At 66.0% G+C, this 22580-nt stretch carries 27 protein-coding genes; 16 read left to right on the forward strand and 11 right to left on the reverse strand.

Features of this window, described 5'->3' with window-relative positions; genetic code table 11:
- Positions 1–11: 11 nt before the first annotated feature.
- A complete protein-coding gene (locus NDI85_RS00620) occupies positions 12–311 on the reverse strand; it encodes a DUF5779 family protein (protein WP_188995465.1) in 300 nt (99 codons plus the stop codon).
- A gap of 109 nt (positions 312–420) precedes the next feature.
- Here NDI85_RS00620 and NDI85_RS00625 point away from each other — a divergent pair, with 109 nt between their 5' ends.
- The 12 genes from NDI85_RS00625 (at position 421) to pfkB (ending at position 11950) form a co-directional block, all read left to right on the forward strand.
- Entirely contained in the window at positions 421–1671 is a 1251-nt protein-coding gene (locus NDI85_RS00625; RefSeq protein ID WP_396275511.1) for a LeuA family protein, read from the forward strand.
- Positions 1672–2004: 333 nt separating this feature from the next.
- Positions 2005–3768, forward strand: a complete 1764-nt coding sequence (gene ilvB, locus NDI85_RS00630) for a biosynthetic-type acetolactate synthase large subunit (RefSeq protein WP_188995462.1) — start codon at positions 2005–2007, stop codon at positions 3766–3768.
- A 14-nt stretch (positions 3769–3782) separates the two neighbouring features.
- Positions 3783–4370 (forward strand): acetolactate synthase small subunit, encoded by a 588-nt coding sequence (gene ilvN, locus NDI85_RS00635; protein ID WP_166970735.1) that lies wholly within the window; start codon positions 3783–3785, stop codon positions 4368–4370.
- On the forward strand, positions 4363–5394 hold the full coding sequence (ilvC, locus tag NDI85_RS00640; RefSeq protein WP_188995460.1) for a ketol-acid reductoisomerase: 1032 nt from the start codon (positions 4363–4365) through the stop codon (positions 5392–5394). Before ilvN ends, ilvC begins: the two co-directional genes overlap by 8 nt.
- Complete coding sequence (locus NDI85_RS00645) at positions 5387–5632, forward strand: hypothetical protein (protein ID WP_188995458.1); 246 nt, start codon at positions 5387–5389, stop codon at positions 5630–5632. The genes ilvC and NDI85_RS00645 overlap by 8 nt, the downstream gene beginning before the upstream one ends.
- 79 nt (positions 5633–5711) lie before the next feature.
- Positions 5712–7133, forward strand: coding sequence for a 3-isopropylmalate dehydratase large subunit (leuC, locus tag NDI85_RS00650; RefSeq protein ID WP_310914636.1), 1422 nt, complete (start codon positions 5712–5714; stop codon positions 7131–7133).
- Complete coding sequence (gene leuD, locus NDI85_RS00655) at positions 7130–7828, forward strand: 3-isopropylmalate dehydratase small subunit (RefSeq protein WP_310914637.1); 699 nt, start codon at positions 7130–7132, stop codon at positions 7826–7828. Before leuC ends, leuD begins: the two co-directional genes overlap by 4 nt.
- Positions 7829–8075: 247 nt before the next feature.
- Complete coding sequence (locus NDI85_RS00660) at positions 8076–8717, forward strand: hypothetical protein (RefSeq protein WP_166970724.1); 642 nt, start codon at positions 8076–8078, stop codon at positions 8715–8717.
- A gap of 46 nt (positions 8718–8763) precedes the next feature.
- A complete protein-coding gene (locus NDI85_RS00665) occupies positions 8764–9159 on the forward strand; it encodes a hypothetical protein (protein WP_188995450.1) in 396 nt (131 codons plus the stop codon).
- 48 nt (positions 9160–9207) lie between these two features.
- Positions 9208–10191 (forward strand): isocitrate/isopropylmalate dehydrogenase family protein, encoded by a 984-nt coding sequence (locus NDI85_RS00670; protein ID WP_310914639.1) that lies wholly within the window; start codon positions 9208–9210, stop codon positions 10189–10191.
- Between the two features lie 86 nt (positions 10192–10277).
- A complete protein-coding gene (glpR, locus tag NDI85_RS00675; RefSeq protein ID WP_188995446.1) occupies positions 10278–11039 on the forward strand; it encodes an HTH-type transcriptional regulator GlpR in 762 nt (253 codons plus the stop codon).
- Complete coding sequence (gene pfkB, locus NDI85_RS00680; RefSeq protein WP_310914640.1) at positions 11036–11950, forward strand: 1-phosphofructokinase; 915 nt, start codon at positions 11036–11038, stop codon at positions 11948–11950. The genes glpR and pfkB overlap by 4 nt, the downstream gene beginning before the upstream one ends.
- Before the next feature lies 1 nt (position 11951).
- Here the strand turns inward: pfkB and NDI85_RS00685 are convergent, their stop codons facing one another.
- Positions 11952–13067 (reverse strand): hypothetical protein, encoded by a 1116-nt coding sequence (locus NDI85_RS00685; RefSeq protein WP_188995442.1) that lies wholly within the window; start codon positions 13065–13067, stop codon positions 11952–11954.
- Positions 13068–13070: 3 nt separating this feature from the next.
- Positions 13071–13853, reverse strand: coding sequence for a class I fructose-bisphosphate aldolase (locus tag NDI85_RS00690; protein ID WP_188995440.1), 783 nt, complete (start codon positions 13851–13853; stop codon positions 13071–13073).
- 117 nt (positions 13854–13970) lie between these two features.
- Here NDI85_RS00690 and NDI85_RS00695 point away from each other — a divergent pair, with 117 nt between their 5' ends.
- Positions 13971–14120, forward strand: coding sequence for a hypothetical protein (locus NDI85_RS00695; RefSeq protein WP_188995439.1), 150 nt, complete (start codon positions 13971–13973; stop codon positions 14118–14120).
- On the opposite strand, the gene NDI85_RS00700 is transcribed toward NDI85_RS00695, so the two are convergent.
- Both NDI85_RS00700 and NDI85_RS00705 read right to left on the reverse strand, forming a co-directional pair.
- On the reverse strand, positions 14117–14563 hold the full coding sequence (locus NDI85_RS00700; protein ID WP_188995437.1) for a DUF5799 family protein: 447 nt from the start codon (positions 14561–14563) through the stop codon (positions 14117–14119). The two genes, NDI85_RS00695 and NDI85_RS00700, sit on opposite strands and share 4 nt — an antisense overlap.
- A gap of 71 nt (positions 14564–14634) precedes the next feature.
- Positions 14635–15030, reverse strand: a complete 396-nt coding sequence (locus NDI85_RS00705) for an OsmC family protein (RefSeq protein ID WP_310914641.1) — start codon at positions 15028–15030, stop codon at positions 14635–14637.
- A gap of 107 nt (positions 15031–15137) precedes the next feature.
- Between NDI85_RS00705 and NDI85_RS00710 the strand changes: the two genes are divergently transcribed.
- Positions 15138–16028, forward strand: coding sequence for an NAD(P)-dependent oxidoreductase (locus NDI85_RS00710; protein ID WP_310914642.1), 891 nt, complete (start codon positions 15138–15140; stop codon positions 16026–16028).
- A 9-nt stretch (positions 16029–16037) separates the two neighbouring features.
- On the opposite strand, the gene NDI85_RS00715 is transcribed toward NDI85_RS00710, so the two are convergent.
- Together NDI85_RS00715 and NDI85_RS00720 are read right to left on the reverse strand one after the other, a co-directional pair.
- A complete protein-coding gene (locus NDI85_RS00715) occupies positions 16038–16757 on the reverse strand; it encodes a metal-dependent hydrolase (RefSeq protein ID WP_310914643.1) in 720 nt (239 codons plus the stop codon).
- Between the two features lie 56 nt (positions 16758–16813).
- A complete protein-coding gene (locus NDI85_RS00720; RefSeq protein WP_188995430.1) occupies positions 16814–17074 on the reverse strand; it encodes a hypothetical protein in 261 nt (86 codons plus the stop codon).
- A gap of 81 nt (positions 17075–17155) precedes the next feature.
- Between NDI85_RS00720 and NDI85_RS00725 the strand changes: the two genes are divergently transcribed.
- On the forward strand, positions 17156–18259 hold the full coding sequence (locus tag NDI85_RS00725; RefSeq protein ID WP_310914644.1) for a trypsin-like peptidase domain-containing protein: 1104 nt from the start codon (positions 17156–17158) through the stop codon (positions 18257–18259).
- Between the two features lie 11 nt (positions 18260–18270).
- Here NDI85_RS00725 and NDI85_RS00730 read toward each other — a convergent pair whose 3' ends face one another.
- The 4 genes from NDI85_RS00730 to NDI85_RS00745 form a co-directional block, all read right to left on the reverse strand.
- Positions 18271–18765 carry a TspO/MBR family protein gene (locus NDI85_RS00730; protein WP_310914645.1) on the reverse strand — a complete coding sequence of 165 codons (495 nt, stop codon included), beginning with the start codon at positions 18763–18765 and terminating at the stop codon, positions 18271–18273.
- An 84-nt stretch (positions 18766–18849) separates the two neighbouring features.
- The gene (locus NDI85_RS00735) at positions 18850–19749 is read right to left on the reverse strand and encodes a hypothetical protein (RefSeq protein WP_310914646.1); all 900 of its coding nucleotides are present in this window, start codon (positions 19747–19749) and stop codon (positions 18850–18852) included.
- Positions 19746–20924, reverse strand: a complete 1179-nt coding sequence (priS, locus tag NDI85_RS00740; protein WP_310914647.1) for a DNA primase small subunit PriS — start codon at positions 20922–20924, stop codon at positions 19746–19748. Before priS ends, NDI85_RS00735 begins: the two co-directional genes overlap by 4 nt.
- Before the next feature lie 39 nt (positions 20925–20963).
- Positions 20964–21443 carry an N-acetyltransferase gene (locus NDI85_RS00745; RefSeq protein ID WP_188995420.1) on the reverse strand — a complete coding sequence of 160 codons (480 nt, stop codon included), beginning with the start codon at positions 21441–21443 and terminating at the stop codon, positions 20964–20966.
- 89 nt (positions 21444–21532) lie between these two features.
- Between NDI85_RS00745 and NDI85_RS00750 the strand changes: the two genes are divergently transcribed.
- Positions 21533–22570, forward strand: a complete 1038-nt coding sequence (locus NDI85_RS00750) for a DUF502 domain-containing protein (RefSeq protein WP_188995418.1) — start codon at positions 21533–21535, stop codon at positions 22568–22570.
- Positions 22571–22580 lie beyond the last annotated feature (10 nt).

Raw genomic sequence — 22580 nt, forward strand, 5'->3', positions numbered from 1 at the left:
CGCGGTCCGTTTCAGAGCCGGCCGGTGTCGATGGTGACGCCCGGCGGCGTGACGACGAGAAAGCCGCGGAAGTGCATCAGTTCGCCGCCGGACTCCTTGACCGGACGGGCGAACCCGGACGCGAGTTCGTTCAGGTCGCCGTCGACGTCGAGGACGAGGACGGCGCCCTCCTCTATCACGTCTAGCCACTCGTCGTCCTCCTCGGACCCGTCGAGGACGCCGAGGACGACGCGATTGCTCCCGCCCGCGTCGGCGTCGGCCGCCATCTGGTCCTCGACGGCCTGCAGGTCCAGTCCCTCGAAATCACTCATACCCGCGTACAGACGCGGCGACGGCAAAAATCCTCGGCCCGGCGTCTGACGTCCGGCATCCGCGAGGGAGCGACCGACCGCCCAGAACCGGCCCGATGGACAACTATAAATACCGGAAGTGTCCAGATATAGGTGCTTATGTCCAACAACGAGGGCACGTCGGGATCTCCGGCGGATCGAGTTCTTCCAGGGCACACTGGATTCCACGTCTGAGATAACAGACGCACGGATTTTCGACACCACGCTGCGTGATGGTGAGCAGTCGCCACGCACGTCGTTCAACTACGAGGACAAACGCGAGATAGCCGCTGTACTCGACGAGATGGGGACCCACGTCATCGAGGCCGGGTTCCCCGTCAACTCCGACGCGGAGTTCGAGGCAGTGCGTGACATCGCCGAGTCCACGAGCGTGACGACCTGCGGTCTAGCGCGTGTGGTCGAGAAAGACATCGAGGCGGCCTTAGATTCGGGTGTGGACATGGTCCACACGTTCGTCTCGACGTCGGACGTACAGTTGCAAGATTCCATGCACGCGACCCGGCAGGAGGCACTCGACAGCGCCGTCGAGAGCGTCGAGCGCATCGTCGAGGCCGGTGCCGAGTGCATGTTCTCGCCGATGGACGCCACCCGGACCGACGAGGACTTCCTCGTCGAGGTCATCGAGGCGACGTCCGAGGCGGGTGCGGATTGGATAAACATCCCAGACACCTGCGGGGTCGCGACGCCACGTCGGTTCTACGACCTCATCGAGATGGTCGACGGGCACACGGACGCCCGTATCGACGTCCACGCCCACGACGACTTCGGTCTGGCCTCCGCGAACGCCATCTCCGGCTTCGAGGCGGGCGCGAGTCAGGCGCAGGTGTCGGTCAACGGCATCGGCGAACGCGCCGGGAACGCGGCCTACGAAGAGGTCGTCATGACGCTGGAGTCGCTGTACGACGTCGAGACCGGCATCGACACCACCCGTATCACGGAGCTGTCACGGCTGGTCGAGGAGAAGTCCGACATCCCGGTTCCGGCGAACAAGCCCATCGTGGGACGCAACGCCTTCTCCCACGAGAGCGGCATCCACGCGGCCGGCGTCATCGAGAACTCCGATACGTTCGAACCCGGCGTCATGACCCCCGAGATGGTCGGCGCCGAGCGCGAACTCGTACTGGGGAAACACACCGGTGCACACTCGGTACGCGAGCGGTTGGTCGACGCGGGCTACGCGCCGACCGACGCCGAAGTGCGGGAAGTGACCCGCCGCGTCAAGGACTACGGCGCGGAGAAACAGCAGGTCACGATGAGCGAACTGGAACGGTTCGCCACCGAAGTCGGCGTCGACGAGGAGACCGAGGAGGTCCGCGCGTAGGCCGATGACCGGACCTTCGGCCGCGACGAACAGCCACCAGCGGCGCGCAGTATCGCGTGTTCGCGATCGAGGCGTGCGCCAGCACCTCTCACAGAACGTTTATTACCCGTGGCAAACAGATTTTCGACGTGATGACAGCGCACGCTGGACCGCGGGTTCGACCCATCGCCAGCGGCGCGGACCTTCTTCGCGACGTGCGTATTGTAGGGGCTGTATAGCCCCTCACACCTCACTTTCGTCGCCGGCCGTACCGACTTTCCACCACACAGCAGAGACGCCAGCTATGCACGCAGGACACACACAACCGCGACAGACACACGGGGGGGCGACAGCATGAGCGAACGTGCGTCCGTCCCCGCGGAGGACGAACAGGCAGACGACGAATCGACCGAGGAACAGGCACCGGTCACCACGGGCGCGCAGTCGGTCGTCCGCGCGCTAGAGAACGCCGGCGCCGAGTACATCTTCGGCGTCCAGGGCGGCGCAATCATGCCGGTCTACGACGCCCTGTACGACTCGGACATCACCCACGTGACGATGGCCCACGAGCAAGGGGCCTCTCATGCCGCCGACGCCTACGGTATCGTCACGGGCGACCCCGGCGTCTGCTTCGCCACGTCCGGGCCGGGCGCGACGAACCTCGTGACCGGCATCGCCGACGCGTCGATGGACTCGGACCCGATGATCGCGCTGACGGGACAGGTCCCGACCGACTTCGTCGGCAACGACGCGTTCCAGGAGACGGACACCGTCGGCATCACCCAGCCTATCACCAAGGAGAGCTACTTCGCGAACCACTCGGACACCGTCGGCAACGACGTCAGCGAGGCGTTCGCGCTGGCCGACGCCGGTCGACAGGGACCGACGCTGGTCGACCTCCCGAAAGACGTCACGCAGGGCGAGACGGACGTCGAACCGATGGCGCCGTCGACGCCCGACACCTACGACGTGCCCGAGGAGGCCGACGACGAGGCCGTCCAAGAGGCCGCCGACGTGCTTGCCGACGCCGACCGGCCGGTCATCCTCGCCGGTGGTGGCGTCATCAAGGCCGACGCCTCCAACGCCCTGCGGGAGTTCGCGATGGAGTACGAGATTCCGGTCATCACGACGATGCCCGGTATCGGGAGTTTCCCCGAGGACCACGAACTCTCGCTGGAGTGGGCCGGGATGCACGGCACCGGCTACGCCAACATGGCCATCACGAACACGGACTGTATGCTGGCCATCGGGACGCGCTTCGACGACCGTCTGACCGGCGGCGTCGATTCGTTCGCGCCGGACGCGGACCTCGTCCACGTCGACATCGACCCGGCGGAGATCAGCAAGAACGTCTACGCCGACTACCCGCTCGTCGGGGACGCTCGTGCGGTCCTGCGCCAGTTGTTCGACGCGATGCCGCGCGCGCCCGACGCCGACGAGTGGCGCGAACAGTGCCAGGACTGGAAAGTCGAGTTCCCCATGACCTACGAGATGCCCGACGACGAACCGCTGAAACCGCAGTACGTCGTCGAGACGTTCTCCGACGTGACGCCGGACGACACTATCGTCTGTACCGGCGTCGGCCAGCACCAGATGTGGGCCTCCCAGTTCTGGGAGTACACCGAGCCCCGGACGTGGGTCTCCTCCCACGGCCTCGGGACGATGGGGTACGGCGTTCCCGCGGCCATCGGCGCGAAACTGGCCGCACCCGACCAGGAAGTCGTCTGCTTCGACGGCGACGGCTCGTTCCTGATGACGGTGCAAGGGCTCTCGGTCGCGGTCCGGGAGAACCTCGACATCACGTACGTCATCCTCAACAACGAGGCCGTCGGGATGGTCCGCCAGTGGCAGGACGGGTTCTACGAGGGCCGTCGCATGGCCTCGGAGTATCCGTGGATTCCGCAGTTCGACAAGCTCGCCGAGGCGTTCGGCGCTCGCGGCTTCCGCCTCGAAGAAGCCGAGGACGTCGAGGACACCATTCAGGCAGCGCGCGACTACGACGGGCCCAGCGTCATCGACGCCCACATCGACCCCGGGGAGAACGTCTTCCCGATGGTCCCGAGCGGCGGCGACAACGGCCTGTTCGCACTGGAAGAAGACCATCTGGAGATGCTCTAACGATGACTGGAGGAATGCCAGGCCCCGCGCCCGACGAACGGATGCGCCCCGAGGGCCGACGCAACTCGCAAGGGATTCGCGTCGACCCCGAGGCCGAAGTGACCCACGAACCGCGACAGGCGGTGCTGTCGGCGCTGGTCAAACACCGTCCGGGCGTGCTCTCTGAAGTGTCCGGACTGTTCAGCCGCCGCCAGTTCAACATCGAAAGCCTAACCGTCGGCCCCACGAGTGACGAGAACATAGCCCGGATGACCATCCTCATCGAGGAGCCGGAACCGGGCATCGAGCAGGCCAAAAAGCAGTTGCAGAAGCTCGTGCCCGTCATCTCGGTGATGGAACTGGAACCGGAAGCGGTCCGGCGCGAACTCGCGCTCATCAAGGTCGGTGGCGAGAAACCCGACGACGTCAACGCCGTCGCGGAGATGTACGACGGACAGGCCGTCGACGCCTCCACCGACTCGGTGACCGTCGAGGTCACGGGTAGCAAACAGAAGATAGACGCTGCCGTCGAAGCCTTCCGGCAGTTCGACGTGCAGGAGATCGTGCGGACGGGGGCCGCCGCACTGGAACGAGGCCCCACAACACTCGATAAAGATGACTGACGAACTCACGACGACCGTCTACTACGACGACGACGCAGACGTATCGACACTCGACGACGAGACAGTTGCCGTACTCGGCTACGGCTCACAGGGCCACGCTCACGCCCTGAACCTCCACGAATCCGGGGTCGACGTCGTCGTCGGCCTTCGTGAGACGTCCGCCTCGCGACAGGCCGCCGAAGACGCCGGCCTGCGCGTCGAGACGCCCGACGTGGCGGCCCGCGAGGCCGACCGCGTCGTGATGCTCGTCCCGGACACGGTCCAGCCAGCCGTCTACGAGGCCATCGAGGACGAACTCGACGCCGGCGACACGCTCCAGTTCGCCCACGGGTTCAACATCCACTACGGCCAGATCGAACCGCCGGAGGACGTCGACGTGACGATGGTCGCGCCCAAATCGCCGGGCCACCTCGTCCGTCGGACCTACGAGCGCGGCGAGGGGACCCCCGGCCTCGTGGCCGTCTATCAGGACGCCACCGGCGACGCATTCGAGGAGGCACTGGCCTACGCGAAGGGCGTCGGCTGTACCCGTGCGGGCGTCATCGAGACGACCTTCCAGGAAGAGGTCGAGACCGACCTGTTCGGCGAGCAGGCCGTCCTCTGTGGCGGCGTCACCGACCTCGTGAAGGCCGGCTTCGAGACGCTCGTCGATGCGGGCTACGCCCCGGAGATGGCCTACTTCGAGTGTCTGAACGAACTCAAACTCATCGTCGACCTGATGTACGAGGGCGGCCACATGGAGATGTGGAACTCCGTCTCCGACACCGCCGAGTACGGCGGCCTGACCCGCGGTGAGGAGGTCATCGACCGCGAGGGCATGGAGCAGATCCTCGAAGAGGTCCAGAACGGCGAGTTCGCTCGCGAGTGGATCAACGAGAACCAGGCCAACCGACCCGCCTACAAGCAGTACCGCAACGCGGAACAGAACCACCAGATCGAGGAGGTCGGCGCCGGCCTGCGCGAACTGTTCGCGTGGGGCGAGGACGCCGACCAGCAGAAAGAGGAAGCACCAGCAGATGACTGACACGAACGACACGATGGGCGACGTGGACCACACGCACCCACACACGAACGAGACGTTCGGCGCCGCGTTCAAGCGCGGCCCGGCGGTGGCGGCCGACGGCGGTGAGCGTGACTCAGAGGCCGACGCCGAAGGAGATCGGACAGCGGAGACGATGGAAGACGTCGACCACGAAGCGCCCGGAGAGGGCGTCTCTCGCGCCTACGAGCGCGGCACCGAAGGACGGGACGAGACAGTATGAGTTCCGATAGACATTCCTGCTCGCGTCGCTGCGCGGGCTGTGGCTATCGACCTCGTGCTCAATCACACGGTGATTTCGCATGAGCCAGGGAACACTGTACGACAAGGTATGGGACCGGCACAAAGTCACCACCCTGCCCAACGGGCAGGACCAGTTGTTCGTCGGCCTCCACCTCATCCACGAGGTCACCAGTCCGCAGGCGTTCGGCATGCTCCAGGAGCGCGGCCTCGAAGTCGCGCGTCCCGACCTGACCCACGCGACGGTCGACCACATCGTCCCGACGGCGAATCAGGACCGTCCGTACGCCGACGACGCTGCCGAGCGGATGATGGCCGAACTCGAAGAGAACGTCCGCGACGCGGGCATCGAGTTCTCGGACCCGACCACCGGCGATCAGGGTATCGTCCACGTCATCGGCCCGGAGCAGGGCATCACCCAACCCGGCAAGACCATCGTCTGCGGTGACAGTCACACCTCGACCCACGGTGCCTTCGGTGCGCTGGCGTTCGGTATCGGGACCAGCCAGATTCGCGACGTGCTGGCGACCCAGACTATCGCGATGGAGAAACAGAAGGTCCGCAAAATCGAGGTCACCGGCGAACTCGACGAGGGCGTCGAGGCCAAGGACATCATCCTCGAAATCATCCGCCGTCTCGGTACCGAGGGCGGCGTCGGCTACGTCTACGAGTACGCCGGCGAGACCATCGAGAACCTCGACATGGAGGGTCGGATGTCCATCTGTAACATGTCCATCGAGGGCGGCGCTCGCGCGGGGTACGTCAACCCCGACGAGACCACCTTCGAGTGGCTCGAACAGACGGACTACTTCCAGGAGCACCCCGAGAAGTTCGAGGAACTCAAACCGTACTGGGAGTCCATCCAGAGCGACGACGACGCCGAGTACGACGACGTCGTCGAGATCGACGCCAGCGAACTGGACCCCGTCGTCACGTGGGGGACCACGCCCGGACAGGGCATCGGCATCGACGACCCCATCCCGGCACCCGAGGACCTCGCCGAGGACAAGCAAGACACCGCCCGACGCGCCCAGAAGCACATGCGCGTCGAACCCGGAGAGACGATGGAGGGCTACGACATCGACGTCGCCTTCCTCGGCTCCTGTACCAACGCTCGCCTCCCCGACCTGCGCCGTGCGGCCCGCATCGTGAAGGGTCGACAGGTCGACGAGGACGTGCGAGCCTTCGTCGTCCCCGGCAGTCAGCGCGTCCAGCGCGCCGCCGAGGAGGAAGGCCTGAAGGACGTCTTCGAGGAGGCCGGCTTCGAGTGGCGCAACGCCGGGTGTTCGATGTGTCTCGGCATGAACGAGGACCAGCTAGAGGGCGACGAAGCCTGTGCGTCCTCGTCGAATCGGAACTTCGTCGGTCGACAGGGATCGAAGGACGGACGGACCGTCCTGATGAACCCGCGGATGGTGGCCGCCGCGGCCATCACCGGCGAGGTCTCTGACGTGCGCGACATCAAGGAGGTGGCACTGCAATGAGCGACCCCACCGAGGAGATTCCCGAGGTCGACTACGTCGAGGGGACCGGCATCCCCATCCGTGGCAACGACATCGACACGGACCAGATCATCCCGGCCCGGTTCATGAAGGTCGTTACCTTCGACGGACTGGGCGAGTTCGCCTTCTTCGACCTCCGGTTCGACGACGAGGACAACCAGAAGGACCACCCCATGAACGAGGAGCGGTTCCAGGACGCCAACGTCATGGTGGTCAACAACAACTTCGGCTGTGGCTCCTCCCGCGAACACGCCCCGCAGGCGCTGATGCGCTGGGGCATCGACGCCATCATCGGCGAGGGCTTCGCCGAAATCTTCGCGGGCAACTGCCTCGCGCTGGGCATCCCGACGGTGACCGCCGACCACGAGAGCATCAACGCGCTCCAGCAGTGGGTCGACGACAACCCCGACGGGAAAATCGAGGTCGACGTGGCGGCCGAGACCGTTCGGTACGGCGTTCCGGAATCGGACGATTCCGGAGCCGGGCAGAACTCGGAGAGTTCTGCGCTCGGCAACGAGATTTCCGTCTCCGTCGACGACGCGCAGCGACAGGCACTCGTCGAGGGCATCTGGGACACGACGGCCCTGATGAAAGCCAACCGGAACGCCATCGAGGCGACGGCCGACCAGTTGCCGTATCTCGACCAGACCCGGTCGGACGTCGAAGCGGACGATTAGCTAGGCAGGGGTTCATCCCTGTGGCGGCCCTCGCTGTGTTGCACAAACCGCCAGGACTCACCCAGTGGACGACGCTGGTTCTGTCGACGGTAACCGTATAATACTGTCTGTAGTAGCCAGTGTGCCACTGCGTCGCCGTCGGCAAAACGGCCACCGTCGCTGGCGGGTTCCAGACGGTGGCCAGTCGCGCGCTCACAGCGGGCCTTAGCGACTGTCTAACTAAACCCTGACCGACCACACCAGCGCTATGGCCACGTTCGACGCGAGACAGATGCAATCACTGACTGGGCTTCAGGCCACGGCCCGGACGTTCCTCATGGTCGGGTTCACCGTGGTCGAGACGGTCGCGCTGGGGCTCTGGTTGGCACTCGTCCAGGGGGCGCCGGTCATCTCCCGCCCGGCGGCCATCGGCCTCGGTGTGTTGACGGTCGGGCTCGTCGTCGAACACGTCCTCACCGACGCCACCGTCAACGGCCTCTCACTCTCTTTCCCGCTCGCTCGAATCGTCGGTATCAGCGTCTCCGAGGCGTTGCTCTGGGCCGTGTGGCTCGGTATCGCCGATAGACTCGGCGGCGTCGACGGTATCCTCGTCGCCGGCGCGGTCCTGTCGGTGTTGCTCGTACCACAGCACAGCGTCGAGGACAACATCCTCCGGGGGGAGGCGCCGCTATCGAACGTCGTCAACCTCAACACTATCGGGTTCAGCCTCGTCGAAGGCATCGGAGCGACAGTGTGGCTGTTGCTGGTCTTCGAGGGCCAGCAGTTCGCGGGCCTGCTCGCCACTCTCGGCTTCGGCGGCGTCGACCCGGCGGCGGTCGGCCTCGCGGCGCTGGGTATCTTCTTGCTCGTCGAACACGACATCGGCGTGACGCTGGCCCGGCAGGGGTGAGCGGTCGCCCCGGCCGATTTTAGTTCCGTCCCCTCGAAGCGTAACCGTGACACAGCACGCCCTCCTGCTTGCTCTGATAGTTCTCGTACTCCTCGTTACGGTGGTGTCGGTCGCGCTCTGGGTCGCCCTCGACGCGGCGTCACGCGGTCTGAACCCGTGGTTCTGGGGGTCAGTCGCGGTCGTGACCTATCCCGTCGTCCCGCTGACGCTGTCTCTCCTTCGACGGCGACGGGAGCGAGTCAGCGATCCGGGGCGCCGATACGTCGCCGTGAGGACGCTCGCCGTCGGGAGTCTGGTCGGGTTCCTCACCGCCGCCATCGCCGCGCCGCCGGACCCGTTCACGCAACTGTACTACTGGCTCGGCACGTTTCCGGTCGTGATAGCCGTCGTGTTGGCCGTCGATCGCTACTGGCTCGGCGCTGGCGACCGCGTGACGTTCTGACGCCCGCGAACCGAACCACTTTCACGGACCGCCCGCCTCTCGGCGCACATGACACACGAGATTGCGGTCATCCCCGGCGACGGCATCGGGCAGGAAGTCACGCCCGCCGCCGTCTCGGTACTGGAGGCGCTGGAGACGGTCGACTTCGAGTTCGTCGAGGCTGCGGCCGGCGACGCCGTGAAGGCGGAGACCGGCGAGGCACTCCCACAGGAGACGCGAGACATCGCCGCCGACGCCGACGCGACGCTCTTTGGCGCGGCCGGCGAGACGGCCGCCGACGTCATCCTCCCGCTGCGCGACGTCGTCGGGTCGTTCGCCAACGTCCGCCCCGCACGCTCGTACCCCGGCCTCGATGCGGTCCAACCGGACACCGACATCGTCTTCATCCGCGAGAACACCGAGGGCGTCTACTCTGGCATCGAGAACGAGATCGTCGACGGCGTCCGAACGCTGACACGCGTCGTCACCGAGGACGCATCCCGAGACATCGCCGAGTTCGGCTTCGACTACGCGAAACAGAACGGCTACGACGACGTGACCATCGCGCACAAGGCCAACGTGATGCGCGAGACGGACGGCCTGTTCCTCGAAACCGCCGAGGCCGTCGCAGCGGAACGCGGTGCCGACTACGACACGGCGTTGATGGACGCGCTGGCGATGCACCTCGTGATGACGCCCGAGGAGTACGACGTCGTCATCTGTCCGAACCTCGCGGGCGACATGCTGTCTGACCTCGCGGCCGGCCTCGTCGGTGGACTGGGACTGCTGCCGTCGGCGAACGTCGGCGAGGAGAACGCGCTGTTCGAACCCGTCCACGGCTCTGCGCCCGACATCGCGGGCGAGGGCATCGCCAACCCCTCGGCGATGGTTCTCTCCGCGGCGATGCTGCTCGACCATCTCGGCTACGACGAGGAGGGCGGCCGCGTGCGCGACGCTGTCGAGGCCGTCCTCGAATCCGGACCACGGACCCCGGATCTCGGCGGCGACGCTTCCACCGAGGCGGTCACGGCGGCAATCGTCGACGAACTGTAGCGACCGACCGCCCCCTTCTTCGGTCACAAACGCGCAACAGTCGATAGAAAGTGGTAAAACCGAAGCGAAACAATCACGGGAACAGTATGCTCCCGGCCGAACGCAAGCGGACTATCGTCCAGTTAGTGACAGAGCGAGACGGCTGTTCGGTCGCGGTACTCGCCGACGAACTCGAGTTCTCGAAGGCGACCATCCGACGTGACCTCCGTGACCTCGAAGCCGAGGGTCGCATCGAGCGGTCCCACGGTGGTGCCGTTCCGGCCTCCTCGGTCGGCACCGAGCGGTCGTACGACCAGCGCGAGGTCGAGCGACTCGACGCCAAACAGGCCATCGCCGCCCGCGCCAGCGACGAGATCCGCGACGGACAGGTCGTCTTCTTCGACGCTGGGACGACCACGATGGAAGTCGCACGCGCCGCGCCTGACGGCGGCTACGTCGCGGCGACCAACATGCCAGCACTCGCGATGGAGCTTTCGAACCGAGAGATAGACGTCAAGTCCACCGGGGGGACGCTCCGGGCCCGGACGAAGGCGCTGGTCGGGCCGACCGCCGAGGCGTTCTTAGACCGAACGAACTTCGATCTCCTCTTTCTCGGGACGAACGCGCTGGACGCGGAGGCCGGTCTCTCCACACCGAACGAGGACGAGGCCGAAGTCAAGCGGCAGATGGTCGAACGGGCCGGTCGCGTGGTACTCGTCGCGGACAGCTCGAAGTTCGGAGAGCGCAGTTTCGTCTCGTTCGCGGACCTAGACGACGTGGACATGGTGGTTACGGACGGTGAACTCCCGTCCCCCCTCGCCGATGCGTTCGCAGACGCCGACGTCGTCGTCGAAGGAGTCAGCAAATGATCGTTACAGTCACGTTCAACCCGGCAGTCGACCAGACGATTCAGTTCGACGAACCGATGGCACCCGACCACGTCATGCGAGCCACCGATGCTCGGTTCGACGCGGCGGGCAAGGGAATCAACGTCGCCCAGTTTCTCACGGCGCTCGATACGGACTGTGCCGCGACCGGCATCGTCGGCGGGTTCACCGGCGAGTTCATCCGCGACGAACTGGCAGCCGACGGCGTCGAGACGGCCTTCGTCGAAGTCGACGGGACGACGCGGTTGAACACCACCGCCCTGGCCACCGACGCCGAGTACAAACTCAACCACGACGGGCCGACGGTAGACGGCGCGGTCGTCGACGCCACTATCGATCGGATTCGTTCGAACGACCCCGAACAGGTCGTCGTCAGCGGCAGTCTCACGCCCGGCGTGTCGCTTTCCGACGTCGACGCCGTCGCCGCGGCCGGCGACTGGGACACCGTCGTCGACATGGAGGGACGCGCTCTCCGCGAACTCGACGAGCAGTACGCGCTGTGCAAGCCAAACCGCGAGGAACTCGGCGAGGCGACCGGTGCCGACGTCTCGACCGTCGAGGGGTGCGCTCGCGCGGCCGACGCCTTCCGCGACCGCGGATTCGACCGCGTACTGGCGTCGATGGGGGGCGACGGCGCGGTACTCGCTACCGGGTCGACGCTCCTGTACGCCGAAGCGCTGGACGTCGACGTAGTCGGGACAGTCGGTGCGGGCGACGCGCTCCTCTCGGGCGTCCTCGCGGCGTGGGACGCGGGTGCCGACGACGCCGCAGCGTTACAGAACGGCGTCGCCGTCTCCTCTCGACTGGTCGAACAGGCCGGCACGGCGGTGCCGGCGCTCGACGACGTCGCGGCGTTGCGAGAACGAGTGACCGTCCGGGAACTGGACGGCTGAGTCAGAACTTCTCGTCGTAGGTGTCGACGAACGACCGAACCTCGCGGAGCGAGGGCTGGTCGGCCGTGCGGACGAAGTGCCCGGCAACGGCGTTGCCGACGACGACGGCCGCCGCCGGCGAGAGGCCGGTCACCAGACCGAGACCGAGACCGGCGTTGAAGTGGTCGCCGGAACTCGTCGTCAGTTCGGGATCGTCGACGCTCGGGACGCTCACGCTCTCGGTGCCGGCCGGAGAGACGACGACCGAGCGGTCGACGCCGTGGCCCACGAACCACGTCGGGTCGAGCGCCTCGTGGACGGCCTCGGCGGCCGTCTCGAAGGTTCGCTCGGCCTCGCCCGCGAAGGCGTCGGCCAGAACGCCGGTCTCGGCGCGGTTCGAGGAGACGACGACGCCGGTCACCTCGTCCAGCCGACCGATGGCCTCGCGGCCCGCGCGCAGGCGGTCTGCGTCGAGTTTCCGCACGTCGCCCGGATCGACGAGGACGTGGTCCGGCGGGGTCTCGATGTCGTTCCAGACGTCACACAGGCCGTCGAGGATGTCGGGCAGGTTCGGCGCTTCGGACCAGTAGCCCATCCCCAGTAGGTCGGCACCGTCGAGGCGCTGGACCAGTCTATCGTGGCCGAATCGCTCGTCGATGTCGGCCCAGTCGAGGTGCATCGTGTCGCCGATCTCGCTCAGCATCAGTTTGCCGTCGTCGAACTCGACGGCGTCGGTGATGCCGGGGGCACCCATCGAGTTGAGATCGAACTCGCCGAACTCCGCCTCGAACGCCTCGTGGACGGGGTCGCCGTACATCCCGACGAGCGTCGGGTCGAACGACCACGTCCCGAAGGCGCGGGCGAGGTGACAGGTGTGGCCACCCGTTCGGCGGCCTTCCTCCAGCCACTCGAACGTGAGGGAACTGTCGGCGGCGACGGAGCGGTCGACCCGCTCTCCGAACGCGGCTATCGTCGCCAGTCGCTCGTAGGTGTCCGGGTCCGTCCGGTCGGCGACGACTTCCCGGACGCGGTCGAGGTAACCGTCGAAGCCGAACACGACGCGGCCAGCGTCTATCGCCTCGGCGTCGGGCAGCTCCTCGCGCGCGTCCGCGACGGCCCGTCGGGTAGCCTCGTCCATGGCCTACAGGACGTCGTCGGCGCTTTCGCCCTCGAAGACGACGCCTTCTAACTTATCGAGGATGTCGTCGGGGTCCTCACGCTGCCAGACGTTTCGGCCGACAGCCAGCCCCGAGACGCCGACGTCCATGCAGTCGGCGACGAGTTCGAGGAAGTCGCGGTCGGAGGTCTTCGAGCCGCCGGAGAGCAGGACGCGGTTGTCGGCGGCGGCGTCGACGGCGTGGGCCATCGCGTCCTTGTCCCGGGGGTATTTCACTTTCGTGAAGTCGGCGCCGAGTTCCAGCCCGATGCGGGCGGCGTAGGCGATGATGTCGCGGCTCCGGTGTTCCTTGACGGCCTGTCCGCGCGGGTACGACCACATCGCGATCGGGAGGTCGTGGTCGCGGGCGGCCTCCTGTACCGGGCGGAAGTCCTCGAACATCTCGGGCTCCTTGTTCACGCCGGGGTAGATGGTGTAGCCGATGGCGTCGGCGCCCAGTTCGGCGGCGTACTCGACCGACCAGTTGTGGGCGGAGTAGGGGTCGCCCATCCAGAGGTCCGAGCTGCCGTTGAGCTTCGCGAGGAGGTTCACGTCGTCCTCGTAGCTCGGGTAGTAGGTTTCTGCGAGTCCTTTGCCGACCGCCAGCGCCGTGACGGCGTCGTGGGTCGCCATCTCGAACACTTCGCGGGGGTCGAGGCGCTCCTCGACGCCGCTGAACTGCTTCGGCCCGTGTTCGAGGCCGTGGTCGTGGGCCAGCACGAGCGTCTTGTCGTTGCGAACGAGCGGCGAGTCTGCTACAGGTCGCATATCGAAAATCTACCCAGAACGCACATTAACAGTTTTCGGTTGTGATTTTTTACTACTGTCCGAGTCTGTTTCTGCACGTCCCCGAACGTTAAGTGTCAGCGAGGGGAACCCGCGACCATGCCGACAGTCGAACTCGACGAGGACACCGTCCAGCGACTCGACGATCTGCGCGTCGAGGACGAGTCCTACGACGAACTGGTGACCGAACTCATCAACATCTACGAGGCCGAGGAACTCACGCTGTTTCACGGCGGCGACGAGTACTAGTTCGTCGCTTGCTTACAGATTGCCTGCCAGCGCCCGTTCGACTCCAGTTTCTCCTGTAATTTGTCGGCGTACTGCTGGGCGAGTTCCGCTGCTTCCTCGGTGCGTTGGTCTGCACCCCCGCCGCCGCCCAATCCGAGTGCGTCCTTGACGCCGGAGAAGAGTCCGCCACCACCGCCCCCGCCCCCGCCGCCGGATTGCTGCCCCATCCCCGGTTGCTGGTCGATGCGGTCGAGTTCCGGCATGATGCTCGGGAGTTTCGACGTGTTCGCTACGATACGGGCTGTCTCGGGGTCCTCTGGCCCCTCTATCTCGAACTCGACGGCGGTCATGACGAGACCCCACTGTTGGCTAGAGAAAGAAGATGCGGTGACCTGGTCGTTGAACAACCGGTCGACTTCCATCCGCTCGCCCGCGATGCGGTCCGTCCAGTCGTTGTCGCTCATGGCTCCCTGTTCGGGGCCCTCACCCATGAGCGTTTCCCGGGCGCGGAAAAATACGGGGTCGGTCGGTGGCCTCAGACGCCGGACTCGATGGTGATGTCGGCGTGGAGTTCCTCACGTAGCGCCGAGTGGACGTGACAGATGTCCTCGCCGAGTTCGACGATGTCCTGTTCGTCGTCGCCGAGGTCTTCTTCGACCGACATGTCGAAGGCGATGGAGACGAGGTCGTCGTCCTCGTCGAGGTCGGCTTCGACGTCGACTTCGATGTTCCCTACGTCGTCGTAGCCGTGTTTGTCCGCGGCGACGCGGAACGCCGGGATGTAACAGGAGGCGTAGTCGGCCGCGAGCACCTCGTTGGCCGACGGGCCGTCGTTGCTCAGGGCGTCGACGACGAGTTCCCACTCGCCGTTGATGACGCTCTCGACTGTGTAGCCTTCCTCGCACGTGCTGGTGACTTCGATGTCTGCCATAGCACTCGGGGAGTCTCGTCCCGGTAACGTAAACGTTGTCCGATAGCGTGTCTCGGTGAGCGAGAACCGACAGCGGATTGAAGGCTGGCGCGCCCGAAGACGCACCCATGACGACTGTCGGATTCATCGGTCTCGGCGCGATGGGAACGCCGATGGCGTGGAACCTCGACGACGCGGGGTTCGACGTCGTCGTCTACAACCGGACGACCGACCACGAGCAACCGTTCGCCGAAGCGGGCGTCTCGGTGGCGGACTCGCCGAAACACCTGACCAAGCGGTCCGACGTGGTCTGTCTCATGGTCAGCGACGGCGACGCCGTCGCCGAGGTGCTCGAACGTGATCTGGGGGTCCTCGACGGCCTCGACGAGTCGACGACGGTGGTCCAGATGAGCACCATCGCCTACGAGGAGACGATGGCCGCGGCCGAACTGGTCGCGGAGGCTGGCGCCCGGTTCGTCGACGCCCCGGTCTCCGGAACTGTCGGCCCGGCCCGCGAGGGGACGCTGGTCGGACTCGCGGGCGGTGACGAGGCCGTGGTCGAGGACGTGCGCCCAGTGCTTGCGGCGATGTGTGACCCGGTCGTCCATTGCGGTGGCGTCGGACAGGGGACCAACATGAAACTGTTCGTCAACCTCCTGCTCGGGAACGCGATGAACGCCTTCGCGGAAGCGCTCGTCTTCGGTCGCAAGAACGGCCTCGCCCTCGATGACATGCGCACCGTCGTCGGGAGCGGGGGCCTCGACTGTCCGCTGTTCGCGGGCAAGGGCGCGGCCATCGCGGACGACGACTTCGAGTCGCGATTCCCGGTCGACTACCAGTTCAAGGACCTCTCACTGGCACTTGCCCGCGCCGGCGACATCGGCGTTCCGCTCTCCCAGACCGCGGCGGCCCGCGAGGCGTTCAGCGCGGCCCGCGCCCGCGGCTACGGTGACGAGGACATGGCGGCCGTACTCAAACCACTCGAAGAAATGGCAAACGTCAGTGTGAGCGACGACTGACGACCGTGGCTACAGGTCGTAGGTCTCGTCGCCGTCGAGGACGACGACTTCCGTGTCGCTACCGGCCGCTTTCACTTCTCTCACGAAGTCGTCGGTGTCTATCTCGATTGGCGGGAACGTGTCGTAGTGCATCGGGAACGCGTAGTCGACGTCCAGCCAATCGACCGCGATGGCGGCCTGCATCGGGCCCATCGTGAAGTGGTCTCCGACGGGGAGCGCCGCGGCGTCCGGTTCGAGGTACGGCCCGATGACCTCGCGCATCTCGGTCATCAGACCCGTGTCCCCGGCGTGGTAGAACGTCGTGGACTCCTCGTCGCTGACCTGCGTGGGCTTCGTATCGGAGATGATGAACCCGGCGGGCATCCCGGCGCTCGTGCCGTAGGAGGTGTCGATGCCGTTGGTGTGGTCGGCCCGGTGCATCGTGATGAAGGCGTCACCGATCTCGACGGTGCCCCCGAGGTTCATCCCCATGCCGCCGACGGCGTCGAACTCGCCGAAGTTGTCCTCGCAGTACTCGACGAGTTCCGGCGTGGCGACGAGGCCGGCACCCTCATAGCGGTCCACGTCACCGATGTGGTCGGCGTGGCCGTGTGTCAGCAGGACGTAATCGGGGTCTAGCTCTTCGGGGTCGGTGTCGGTGTAGGGGTTGTCGAAGAACGGATCGATGAGCAGGTCCGTGTCGTCGACGCTGACGTGCCACGTGGAGTGGCCGTGCCATGTGAGTTCCATGAGTCGGCTGTGAATACTCGTGGCTCGCACTTAAGACTACACCGCGACTGGGGCCGTCAGTCGAAGAGACCGAGCGTCGTCGGTTTCCCCTGCGCGTAGCGTATCCAACGCCGCATGTGCCGATTGAGCGCCCAGAAGAGGACCACTACCATCCCGACGAGCGCCGACAACAGCACGACGCCAAGCACCATCGGTTCGTCCGCCGGGAGGCCGAGGAGTGCAACGATGGTGCCGACGAGTGCCATCTCCATGGCACACCGTAGCCCCGGAAGGACGAACCCCGGAGACGGAGTCGAGTCCTGTGACGCATCAGCCATACGTCCCATTTGCTAGCCTCGATATAGTAGTTTGTGCCCCGCGACCGTGGCTTTATTCGGTCGCTCTCCTAACACGTCGGTATGGGTAACGACAGGCTCTCGCGCCGGGGCTTTCTCGGCGCACTCGGCGTCGCCCTCGCCGGGACAGCAGGGTGCCAAGCGCCGGGGCAAGTAGACGGTCCCGCGACGGCCGGGACAGACACGACGCCCCAGTCTCGGCAGTCCCAGCAGTCGACGCAGTCCGGCGGTAGCGTCTACACGAACGTCTATCGCGAGGTTGCGGACTCGGTCGTCTCTATACGGGTCTACTCTCGCATCGGGCGGGGGTCACAGGGCAGCGGCTTTCTCGTCGACGACGAGCACGTCGTCACGAACGAACACGTCGTCGCCGGCGGTGACGAGTACTACGTCCGCTTTGCCGACACGGGGTGGCGACAGGTATCGGTCGTCGGAACCGACGTCTACAGCGACCTCGCGGTGTTACGTGTCCGGAACAGTCCCGACGACGTCTCGCCGCTCACTTTCCGTGACAACGACCCGGCAGTCGGCATGCGGGTCGTCGCCATCGGGAACCCCTTCGGTCTCTCGGGGTCCGTCTCTGAAGGCATCGTCAGCGGCGTCGACCGGACGCTCCGCGGTGCGAACAACTTCTCTATCGCGGACGCTATCCAGACCGACGCGGCGGTCAACCCCGGCAACAGCGGCGGACCGCTCGTCGATTTAGACGGCGGCGTCGTCGGCGTCATCAACGCCGGTGGCGGCGACAACGTCGCCTTCGCAATCTCGGCCCAACTGGCACAGCGGGTCGTCCCGGCGCTCGTCGAAGACGGTACCTACCGCCACTCTTACATGGGCGTGACCCTCCAGAGCGTCGAACCGCTCATCGCCGAAGCCAACGACCTCCGGCGGGCCTCGGGCGTCTACATCGACACGATCGTCGACGGGGGCCCCTCCGACGGCGTTCTGCAAGGGAGCGACGGCTCCGAGACCATCAACAACACGGAGATTCCGGTCGGCGGCGACGTCGTTCGACGATTGGACGACACGCCGACGCCGACCCGGCAGGCGCTCGCGACGTTCCTCGCACTGGAGACCAGCCCCGGCGACACCGTCGACGTGACGATTCTGCGTGACGGCCAGACGCGGACGGTCGAACTGGAACTGGGTCGGCGGCCGCGGCCCTGACCCGTCGGGCGTCAGTTCACTGCGACGAAGCGGTAGTTCAGGACGGCGGCGAAGGCCACCCACAGCAGGTACGGAACGAGCAACAGACCGGCCCGCCGACGGACCCGGTAGAACGCGACTGTCGTCGGCAGTAGCAGGGCCAACAGGCCGAGGATGACCCCGAGCGCCAGCGTGAGGTTCTGTGCCTGAAAGAACGTCGGCGTCCACGCGACGTTGAACGCCATCTGTGCGGCGAACAGGCCCAGTGCGAGACGCCGTTGCCGGCCCGCGTCGGCCCGCCAGACGAGGTAGAGTGCGACGCCCATGAGCGTAAACAGGGTCGTCCAGACGACGCCGAACACCCACGGCGGTGGGTAGAGACCGGGTTTGACGAGGCGCTGGAACCACGCGGAGTCGGGACCGCCGAGGGCGGCCGGCGCCGCGCCGACGACGTTGACGAGTAGAATCGCCGCGAGTACTCCGGGGAGGTCCCCTCGGCTAAGTCTCGCCGTCTGGGTTGTCAGCATGTAACTCGGTTCGACCGGCTACGACGTATAACTACGCCCGTGGCTGGGGGCCGTTCGAGCGACTGCCGAGAGGCGCTGTCCCGCTTACTCGAGCGGTTCGGCGGCGTCGCGTTCGACCAGCGGGTCGGCATTGTCGGCTGGCAGCGTCACCACGTCGTCCGTCGAGAGGTCGTACTCGCGCTGGTCGACGCCGAAGATTTCGCCCACGTCGTCCGTGATACGGACGGTCTTTCTGGCCACGTCGTCCGTCCCACCGTCTCGGTCGCCGGTCGCCGGTGGTTCGTCACCGCCGCCGGCCGTCGCGGCTTCGTCCGGCGGCCGCTGGGGGTCCGGTTCTTCGGGTGGTGGCGTCGGGGCGTCGGTCGTGTCGCCGTCCTTGGCCGATTGTGCGTCGGTACCGGACGAGGCGTCGGCTCCACCGCCCATGAGGTCCGCCGCATCGACGCTCGACGCCGGTTCGTCGGCGGTCCGCTGGGGCGCGTCGGGCGCTACGTCGGACGGCGGGGCTGGCGCCGAATCCTGCGTCGGCGTGCCGGCGTCGTCGGTCGGCGGTTGCGTCGTCGAACTCTCGCCGTCGCCGACGGCGCCGGTCGGTGCCTCGCCCGCGATGACGTCCAAGACGTGCTGGCGGTTCTCCTTGATGGCCCCGACCATCGTCTCGAAGAGGTGCCGTTCTTCCTGTGTCAGCCCGTCGTCTTCGGTGGGCATGTCGGCGGCCGCGAGCGACGCCATCTTGACGATTTTCCCGACGCGGCGCTCGTAGATGGCCTCGACGGTCTGTTCGGCGGTCTTGATGTCGTCGGTGAGACGGTTGACCTCCGGCGAGTCGAACGGGTCGTCGGCCCGGTCGGCCGCACGGTCACGTTCCTCGCGGAGTTGGTTGACGAACTGGCCGGCCTCCTCGTAGAACGTCGCGCGCAACTGCTGTAGCTGGTCGGTCTGGCGCTCGCGTGACTGGACCGATTGAAGTTCGTCGAGATTCATTCTGCACCCTTCTCGGCGCGACCGCGGGCCATCAGGAACACGCCCACGTGCTCTGGTACTGTGTGATTACCCGCCTCCACTGTAAAGCTATCCCCGTCGAGTTCGACGAGGCCGCCGTCGGTCACCTCGACGGTTATCTCGTGGCCGCGGAAGGTCTCTGGCACCGCGTCGACGAGCGGGTCGAACTCGTCGACTGCGTCGCGGTCGATGCGCTGGACTTCGAGGCCGCTGCCGCCGTGGAGCGACCCGGGCAGACGGATTAGTCGGTTCGTGTCAGTCGTCACCGGTTCGTCGATCGGAGCGTTCTCGTCGGCGACAACCTCGTGGACCAGCACCTGTGAAATCTGGTAGAACGCCGAGTGGACGTCGATGTTGCCGGCGGCTAACTCGTCGTAGTTGGTCCGAGCGGCGTTGAGCGCCGCGGTCGCCTTCCCTTCACCGATGCCCTCGTACCGCTGTAACCGTTCGAGAGCGTCGGTTTCGTCCATCTCCAGCAACGCGTCGACCTCCGACATGATGTGGCGGTGGGCGCGCGCGCTCCACCCGCCCTCGGTGGTGAGCGTGCGCTTCTCGGCGGGGCTAGACCGGCCGGCGGTGCCGGCCACCGTCTCTATCTCGACCAGTTCCTCGAACTCCAGTCCGATGCCGCGAACGTAGTCGACGATTTCCCGTCTGGCGTCCCGTTCGAGGCCGTGTATCGACTCGTCGCGGACGTGGACGTGGTAGCCGCGGCCGCCCGAGAAGACGACGGTCAGGTCGTCGAACGCGAAGTCGTCCTCCAGAAAGTCGAGCAGGCGAACTAACGCGTCCTTACACTTCGCGAGCATCTCGGCGTAGGAGTCCTCGCCGAGGACGACCGAGGGGAGGTGGTCGGCGTCTAAGTCGAAGACGAGGTCCGAGGAGCGCCATCCCTTATCGCTCATCGACGAGGCGCTGGGGTCGTCGTAGCGGCCCGCCGAGAAGTAGACGTGGCGTGGCTTCTTCCGACCGAGGAACTCCTCGATGTCGCCGAGGTCCAGTAGCGAGCGGTGGCGCACCATCGTCTCGCCGGGGCCGTCCGTCCACGGGATGAACCCCCACTCTCGTTCGTTCGCGGCCGGCGGCGGCGCTATCGACGTGCGACGGTAGTGGTCGCCGAAGCGGCCACGGAGATACTCGAGGGTCCGCGCTTCCATCGGTGACTCGGTTGGGGGGACCCGTTCAAAAGGGTTCTCCTACCCGCGCAGGAACTTCGATAATTTGTCGGTTATCGAGTCGTCGCCGAGTTTGAGGTAGTAGGCGTCGCCGCCGTCCTCGTAGTAGTTGTCGATGCGGCGTCGAATCTCGAAGCCGATGTGCTTATAAAAACCCAGTGCGCCCTCGTTCGTCGACCGGGCGTGACAGGTCACGCTCCCGTAGTCTTCGGCGACGCGCGCGACGAGGCGCTTCCCGAACCCGTGGCCACGGTAGTCGTCGTCGACGGCGAGAAAGAGGATGTAGCCATCTCGACGGACCGCGGCGAAGCCCACGAGTCGGTCCGAAGAGCGATCGAGGTAGAGATAGACCGTCGAACGGCGGTACGCGCTTCTGAAAAATCCCCGGCGCTGCCGGAGTACACCGTCCGCTTCCCGGATGTTCTCTTTGAGTCGCCACGCGTCATCGACGTACTCGTCGTTCCCCCGGTCGACGACCCGTGTTTCGATGTTGACGCTCACTGACACTCACGTAGTAGCGGCACGAATATAATTCCACCGCCGACACGCTGACGCGCAGTTTTTTCCGACTACCCGCCGTCGTCGCCGGCATGAGTGACAGGAGAGCGCCGAGTCGCGTCTCGCCGACGACGGTCAGGACGACGGCACGGCGGGCCGTCGTCACGGGATTCGCCTTGACGATTCCGCTGCTGGTGACGCTGTTGGTCATGGGGGTCATCGTCAACGCGCTCTCGAACGTGCTCGACCCTATCGTGGCGTTCACCTTCGAGATGACCGGGTCACAGATTCGCCCCTCGGAGACGTCGCCGTTGCTCCTGAAGGTGTTCGCGCTCGTCGTGCTGGTCGTCGGCGTCTTCTGTATCGGGTTCGTCGCCGAGCGGCGTTCGGGTAACGGCCGTATCGAGTCAGCGTTCGACGCGACGATGAAGCGCATCCCCGGCGTCGGCTCACTGTATACGAGTTTCGACGAGATGAGCGACATGTTACTGGACAGCGACACGCAGAGTTTCAAGGAGGTCGTCCTCGTCGAGTACCCGACAGCGGGGTCGTTCACCATCGCCTTCGTCACCGCGAGTACGCCCCAGAGTATCGAGGACGCGACGGACAACGGGGAGATGGTGACGCTGTTCATGCCGATGGCGCCGAACCCGGTGATGGGCGGATACGTCATCCACGTCGAGGTGGACCGGGTGTACGACGTGGACATGACCGTCGAGGAGGGCATCCGCTCTATCGTCACGAGCGGGGTCGCTATCGGCGAGGGAACTGTCTCTACACCCATCGGAGCGGGGGACACGACGGCCAGCGCCGGCCACCCGGCACAGGCGCAGTACCAACCGGACGGTGCGATGCGCGAACCGATGCCTCAGACGGACGTACAGGACCGTGAAGCCGCGTACAGCGAGACCATGGACCCAGAACACGCGGAGACGCCAGAGGCTATGGCGCGCCGGCAGGATACCGAGGAGACGGTCGGGACCGACGCGGACCACCCCGAAGAACTCCAACAGGGGAACGGAACGCTCGGTGACGAAAGCGACCTGCCACGAGACATCCAGCCCCCCGACGCCGAACCGGATGCAGAGGCCCAACAGGGTATCGAACGCGACGAAGAGGAACAGGATTAGGTGTCTCGTG

Source organism: Haloarcula sp. S1AR25-4 (assembly GCF_031624555.1).
Taxonomy (GTDB): Archaea; Halobacteriota; Halobacteria; order Halobacteriales; family Haloarculaceae; genus Haloarcula; species Haloarcula pellucida.